This window comes from Micromonospora globispora (assembly GCF_003857015.1).
In the GTDB taxonomy this organism is placed as follows: Bacteria; Actinomycetota; Actinomycetes; order Mycobacteriales; family Micromonosporaceae; genus Micromonospora; species Micromonospora globispora.
Window position 1 is genome coordinate 1 of sequence record NZ_QGGF01000593.1, and the last position, 2511, is coordinate 2511.

The following is a 2511-nucleotide window of genomic DNA, read 5'->3' on the forward strand; positions in this document are numbered from 1 at the left end:
GACGGTCCCGCCGCCGCAGGGCTGGGTCTGGCCCGCGTCGGGTGGTCTCGTGCCCGCCGACCCGTACGGCTACGGCCATCCGTACGGCTGGTATCCGGCCGGTGCCGGCTGGGACCCGAACGATCCCCTGGTCACGCCCCCGCACGCCGGCTTCGGCGGGTGGTTCTCCCGCTGCACCGGGGCGTTCCGCCGCGGCTGGCGACTGCTCCTGCCGATCATGCTGCTCACCCAGGTGGTGCCGGGCGCGGCGCTGTCGGCCCTCGCCCTCGCGCTCGGCCCGTCGAGCCAGGTCGGCACCGGGCCTGACGGCGCTCCGGTCCGGCCGGACGATTACTTCCAGGGCGTGGCCGCCATCCTCGGCGTGGCGTTCGTCGGCAGCCTGCTCATCGGGCTGGTGCAGAGCCTGGGTTGGGCGGCGGGAACCTGGGTGGTGACCCGGCAGGCGGCCGGTGAGCCGGTCGCCCTCGGCCCGGCGCTCCGGTACGGGCTGCGGCGCGCCCTCGGCCTCTGGGGCTGGACCCTGCTGGTCTCGGTCCTGATGGGCGTCGGCCTCTGCTTCTGCGTGCTGCCCGGGATCTACCTGGCCTTCGCGCTGTCCCTGACCGGGCCGGTCTACCTCTTCGAGCGGGAGAACCCGATCGGTCGCTCCTTCCGGATCTTCCACCAGCGGCTCGGTCCGGTTCTGGGCCGGGTCGCCCTGGTGGCGGCCGTGGTCATCCTCGGCAGCATGGTCGGCGGCGTGCTGGAGCAGGTCGGTCTGCTGCCGTTCGGCGACCGTCCGCTGGCCGCACCGGGTGCCGGCGTGGGTGCGCTGGCGGTGGTCGTGCTGGCTGCGGCGCTGGTCGCACCGGTCTACCTGGTTCAGCTCGTCGGGCTGCTCGCCACGTACGCCGAGCACCGTGCCCATGAGGGCCCGGTGAACTCCGCCCGACTGGCCGCGGAACTCGGCTGAGCGGGGCCATCGTGCTTGCACTCGGCTAGGCAGAGTGCTAAACAGGTCATTGGCACTCGCATACCGTGAGTGCCAATGGTCGGGGCGGTAGGGCCACGGCCGCACCGGCGTCTCGATGGCGCCGGGGTGGCACATGGCCGGTCGTCGCGGGCTGTCCGGCCCGACCGAGGAGACGTCGTCGTCGCCAGGTGGCGACGTCCCAAGGTGCGTACACCAGGCGGCCCATCCGGGGCACACACTCGGGTGGCCCGTGAGTGTCCAGGAGGACAACGCCGTATGGCCAAGATGATCGCGTTCGACGAAGAGGCGCGCCGCGGCCTCGAGCGGGGCATGAACCAGCTCGCCGACGCCGTGAAGGTGACGCTCGGCCCCAAGGGCCGCAACGTCGTGCTCGAGAAGAAGTGGGGTGCCCCCACCATCACCAACGATGGTGTGAGCATCGCCAAGGAGATCGAGCTCGAGGACCCGTACGAGAAGATCGGCGCTGAGCTGGTCAAGGAGGTCGCCAAGAAGACCGACGACGTGGCCGGTGACGGCACGACGACGGCGACCGTCCTGGCCCAGGCCCTGGTTCGCGAGGGCCTGCGCAACGTGGCCGCCGGTGCCAACCCGATGGCCCTGAAGCGGGGCATCGAGGCCGCCGTGACCAGCGTCTCGGAGGAGCTGTCCAAGCTCGCCAAGGACGTTGAGACCAAGGAGCAGATCGCCTCCACCGCCTCCATCTCCGCCGGTGACAGCACCGTCGGCGAGATCATCGCCGAGGCGATGGACAAGGTCGGCAAGGAAGGCGTCATCACCGTCGAGGAGAGCAACACCTTCGGCCTGGAGCTTGAGCTCACCGAGGGTATGCGCTTCGACAAGGGCTACATCTCCGCGTACTTCATGACCGACCCGGAGCGTATGGAGGCCGTCTTCGACGACCCGTACCTCCTGATCGTCAACAGCAAGATCTCGTCGGTGAAGGACCTGCTCCCGATCCTGGAGAAGGTCATGCAGTCGGGCAAGCCGCTGCTGATCATCTCCGAGGACATCGAGGGCGAGGCCCTGGCCACCCTGGTGGTCAACAAGGTCCGCGGCACCTTCAAGTCGGTCGCCGTCAAGGCGCCGGGCTTCGGTGACCGTCGCAAGGCCATGCTGGCCGACATCGCCATCCTCACCGGTGGCCAGGTCATCAGCGAGGAGGTCGGCCTCAAGCTGGACGCCGTCGGCCTCGACATGCTGGGCCGCGCCCGCAAGGTCGTGGTGACCAAGGACGAGACCACCATCGTGGACGGCGCCGGTGACGCCGAGCAGATCCAGGGTCGGGTCAACCAGATCCGCGCCGAGATCGAGAAGAGCGACTCGGACTACGACCGGGAGAAGCTGCAGGAGCGGCTGGCCAAGCTGGCCGGCGGTGTTGCGGTGATCAAGGTCGGCGCGGCCACCGAGGTCGAGCTCAAGGAGCGCAAGCACCGTATCGAGGACGCCGTCCGCAACGCGAAGGCCGCCGTCGAGGAGGGCATCGTCCCGGGTGGTGGCGTCGCGCTGGTCCAGGCCGGCAAGACCGCCTTCGACAAGCT

Annotated in this window: 2 protein-coding genes; both read left to right on the top strand. The window is 69.8% G+C overall.

Features of this window, described 5'->3' with window-relative positions; translation table 11 throughout:
- A partial coding sequence (locus DKL51_RS29885) for a hypothetical protein (protein WP_221623261.1) occupies positions 1–952 on the top strand: 952 nt, incomplete at its 5' end.
- Positions 953–1228: 276 nt separating this feature from the next.
- A partial coding sequence (groL, locus tag DKL51_RS29890; protein ID WP_124812836.1) for a chaperonin GroEL occupies positions 1229–2511 on the top strand: 1283 nt, incomplete at its 3' end.